At 61.8% G+C, this 4,048-nt stretch carries 3 protein-coding genes and 1 pseudogene; 3 read left to right on the forward strand and 1 reads right to left on the reverse strand.

Going from position 1 to position 4,048, the window contains the following annotated elements:
- Together EOA29_RS27880 and EOA29_RS27885 are read left to right on the forward strand one after the other, a co-directional pair.
- Positions 1-1,561: CTP synthase (locus tag EOA29_RS27880; RefSeq protein WP_245468555.1), on the forward strand; the 1,561-nt coding region annotated here is incomplete at its 5' end.
- Positions 1,561-2,100, forward strand: coding sequence for a DUF1697 domain-containing protein (locus EOA29_RS27885; protein WP_126093908.1), 540 nt, complete (start codon positions 1,561-1,563; stop codon positions 2,098-2,100). The genes EOA29_RS27880 and EOA29_RS27885, both read left to right, overlap by 1 nt.
- A 114-nt stretch (positions 2,101-2,214) precedes the next feature.
- Here EOA29_RS27885 and EOA29_RS27890 read toward each other — a convergent pair.
- Positions 2,215-3,671 (reverse strand): annotated as a pseudogene (locus EOA29_RS27890) (NCS1 family nucleobase:cation symporter-1).
- A 115-nt stretch (positions 3,672-3,786) separates the two neighbouring features.
- Here EOA29_RS27890 and EOA29_RS42335 point away from each other — a divergent pair.
- Positions 3,787-4,048: hypothetical protein (locus EOA29_RS42335; protein WP_210213175.1), on the forward strand; the 262-nt coding region annotated here is incomplete at its 3' end.

Here is a 4,048-nt window from a genome sequence, read left to right on the forward strand (position 1 = left end):
TCTTGGGGCTCTCCTGCAGGCGCGAGGCTATCGCGCGCGGATCAAAAAGCTCGATCCTTACCTCAATGTCGACCCTGGAACGATGTCGCCTTACCAGCATGGCGAAGTGTTCGTCACCGACGACGGCGCCGAGACCGATCTCGACCTCGGCCATTACGAGCGTTTTACCGGCCGGTCGGCCAACCAGCAGGACAACATCACCACCGGCCGCATCTACAAGAACATCATCGAGCGCGAGCGGCGCGGCGACTATCTCGGCGCCACCGTGCAGGTGATCCCGCACGTCACCGACGAGATCAAGCATTTCGTCCTCGACGGCAATGACGAATACGACTTCGTGCTGTGTGAGATCGGCGGCACGGTCGGCGATATCGAAGCGATGCCGTTCCTGGAAGCGATCCGCCAGCTCGGCAACGACCTGCCGCGCAACAACGCGGTCTATGTGCATCTGACGCTGATGCCCTACATCCCGACCGCCGGCGAATTGAAGACCAAGCCGACGCAGCATTCGGTCAAGGAATTGCGCGGTATCGGCATCGCGCCCGACATTCTTCTGGTGCGCGCCGACCGGCCGATCCCGAAGGAAGAGCGCAGAAAGCTGTCGCTGTTCTGCAACGTGCGCGAAAGCGCCGTCATCCAGGCGCTCGACGTGCCGCACATCTATGACGTGCCGATGGCCTACCATAAGGAAGGTCTCGATTCGGAAGTGCTCGCCGCCTTCGGCATCGACCCGGCGCCGAAGCCGCGGATGGAGCCATGGCAGGCGCTCTCCAACCGCATCCACAATCCGGAAGGAGAGGTGACGATTGCCGTCGTCGGCAAATACACCGGCCTCAAGGATGCCTACAAATCGCTGATCGAGGCGCTTTCGCATGGCGGCCTCGCCAACCGCGTCAAGGTCAAGCTCGACTGGATCGAGAGCGAGATCTTCGAGAAGGAAGACCCGACGCCGTGGCTGGAAAAGGTGCATGGCATCCTTGTTCCCGGCGGTTTCGGCGAGCGTGGCTCGGAGGGCAAGATCCTGGCGGCGAAATTCGCGCGCGAGCGCAAGGTGCCTTACTTCGGTATCTGCTTCGGCATGCAGATGGCCTGCATCGAGGCGGCGCGTTCGCTGGCCGGTGTCGAGCATGCCTCTTCGACCGAGTTCGGTCCGACCGACGAACCCGTCGTCGGGCTGATGACCGAATGGCTGAAGGGCAACATGCTGGAAAAGCGCCGGGCCACCGGCGACCTCGGCGGCACCATGCGGCTCGGCGCTTACCAGGCCGAATTGGCCAAAGGGTCGAAGATCGCCGAGATCTATGGCGACACGCAGATTTCCGAGCGTCACCGGCACCGCTACGAGGTCAATGTCGACTACAAGCAGCGGCTCGAGGACTGTGGCCTGGTCTTTGCCGGTATGTCGCCCGACGGCGTGCTGCCCGAGACGGTCGAATATCCCGACCATCCCTGGTTCATCGGCGTGCAGTATCACCCTGAACTGAAGAGCCGGCCGCTCGAACCGCACCCGCTGTTCGCCAGCTTCATCGAAGCAGCGATGGAACAGTCGCGCCTCGTTTGATGCAGACTTACGTCGCGCTGCTCTACAGCATTATCCTGGGCGAGGGGCGGCGGGTCGTTATGTCCGACCTCAAGGCGATGGCGGAAGGCCTCGGGCTCAAGAATGTGCGCACCCTTGTGGCGACGGGCAATCTGGTCTTCGAGGCGCGGGCGACCAGGATTTCCAACCTCGAGCAGCGACTGGAAACGGCCTTCGAACAGAGCTTTGGCCGCCATGTCGACATCATCGTGCGCAGCGCTGAAGATTGGCTCGAGCTGGCAGCCGGCAATCCGTTCCCGGTCGAGTCCGCGGATACAGGCGATCAGGTCGCGGTGCGGGTGATGCGCGTGCCTGTCGCCGAGGATGCCATATCAGCGCTTCGCGCCTGTGCCGCCGAGGACGAGAAGGTGTTTTTGATCGGCGGCGATATCTGGATCGTCTTTTCACGTGAGCGGCCAAGCTCGCGGCTGCTTGCAGCCGCCAGTCACAAGCGTATGGGCATCGGCACTTCGCGCAACTGGAACACGGTGCGCAGACTGGCCGAGATGGTCGGTAAATAGGCAGTAGGCAGTAGGCAGTAGGCAGTAGGCAGTAGGCAGTAGGCAGTAGGCAGTAGGCAGTAGGCAGTAGGTGGCATTCTCTATTGCCTAATCCCTACTGCCTACTGCCTTATTTCAGGCTTTTGCCGTTTTGGCGCCTGCTCCGAGCGCCATGGTGCGCAGCACGTAGTAGACGGCGCCAGCGATCGCCACGCCGAAGAACCAGCCGTAGACGCCCCACCAGGACGGCAGCCAGTTGGTGAAGTTGGGCAGGATCGAGGAGAAGATCGCGCCGGTGCCGGCGGCGATGAAGGCGTTGACATGCCAGCCGCCCTGGAAGCGGAACTCGCCATCCTCGCGGTAGAGCGCCTCGACGTCGACCTCGCTCTTCCGGATCAGATAGTAATCGACCATCATCACGCCGAAGATCGGCCCCATCGTCGCGCCGATGATGTTGACGAAGGAAGCCGCGCTGCCTTCCCACGGCGCGAAGGGATAGAGCACCAGCGCGATCAGCGCCGCGATATAGCCGCCTTTCTTGAAGTCGATCTGGCGCGGGAAGACGTTGGAGAAGTCGAAGGCCGGCGAGACGAAGTTCGCCACGACATTGATGCCGAGCGTTGCCACCGCGAAGGTCAGCGCCGCGAGAGCCGCCAGGAACCAGCTGTCGAATTTGGCCGAGATCTGGTCGGGATGGAGCAGAACCTCGTGATAGACGTCGTAGGCGGCGATCGTGGTGACGCCGGCGACCAGCGAGAACAGGATCAGATTGACCGGCAGGCCCCAGATATTGCCCTTGCGCAGCGCCGCGTTGTCCGGCGCATAGCGGGCGAAGTCGCAGAAGTTGAGGTAGAGCGCCGAGAAATAGGTCACCCAGATCGCCGCCACCGCGAACAGCGCCGTCCACGAACCCGGCTCGCCCGGAACGCCGGCATCCTTGGTCTTGTCGAGCAGCACGTCCATCGGGATGTCGCTGGTGAAGGCGAAGGTGCCCGACTTCAGGCAGAGATAGATCGCCAGGATCAGCATCATCACCCACACGGCAGGGCCGGCCCAATCCTGGAAGCGGCGCACCGTTTCCATGCCCTTCTGGATGATCAGGAGCTGCAGTGCCCAGATCACGACGAAGCAGATCACTTCCAGGGTGGAATGGCCGAGGAGGTGCGAGGTCTGGTTGAATTCGTTGAACCATTGCAGGCGGGTCAGCAGCGCGACGATTGCGCCCGACGCGGCGGCTGTCTGCGCGCCGTACCAGAAGCAGGCGACGACGGCGCGCACCAGCGCCGGGATGTTGGCGCCCCAGATGCCGAAGGAGGCACGCGCGAGCACGGGGTAGGGCACGCCGGTCTTCACCCCGGCATAGCCGACCATGTTCATCAACGCGTAGATGATCAGCGAGCCGATGCCGATGGCGATGATGAAGTTGACGAAGCCACCGCAGAACAGAAACAGACTTGCGGCGAGGTAGTAGCCCCAGAGGCTGTGGACGTCGGACGTCCAGACATTGAAGATCGAAAACGGTCCCCAGTTCCTGACCGTTGCCGGAGCCAGATCCTCGTGTAGAGGCCGGGCGATGCGCCTTGTATGGTCATTGCAAGTGTTCCCCTTCTGCAAAACGCGCCCTCACGCGTTAACCGGCGAGGTTAAGCCTGACGCAGGGGAACCGGCAAGCAACCCATTTGCCGGCTTTCACCTTAAAGACATTCAATGAGAATCGCGCTTATCGCTGACGCCGAGCTTGCATCATGGCTTGAGTCGGCGCAGGCCTTTTCGCGGCAGTTCGGGTGCTGGTCGGCTGGTTCCAAAATTTTCAAGCGGCAACCAAATTTGTTTGGAACTAATCCACAGGATATGCGTTTACTGCGGTTCGGCCGCCTTGCGGCCGAACCGGGAGGAAAACAATGGATCGCTTACATTTCTTTACCCCAGTGCGGATCGCGCGTGGGCAGGGATACCCCTTGGAGGAAGT

The sequence above is a fragment of the Mesorhizobium sp. M1E.F.Ca.ET.063.01.1.1 genome, from assembly GCF_003998155.1.
In the GTDB taxonomy this organism is placed as follows: Bacteria; Pseudomonadota; Alphaproteobacteria; order Rhizobiales; family Rhizobiaceae; genus Mesorhizobium.

What these genes read in the sequence shown, in the direction of transcription:
- EOA29_RS27885 (WP_126093908.1), top strand. Translation starts at nt 1,561, where the DNA reads ATGCAGACTTACGTCGCGCTGCTCTACAGCATTATCCTGGGCGAGGGG.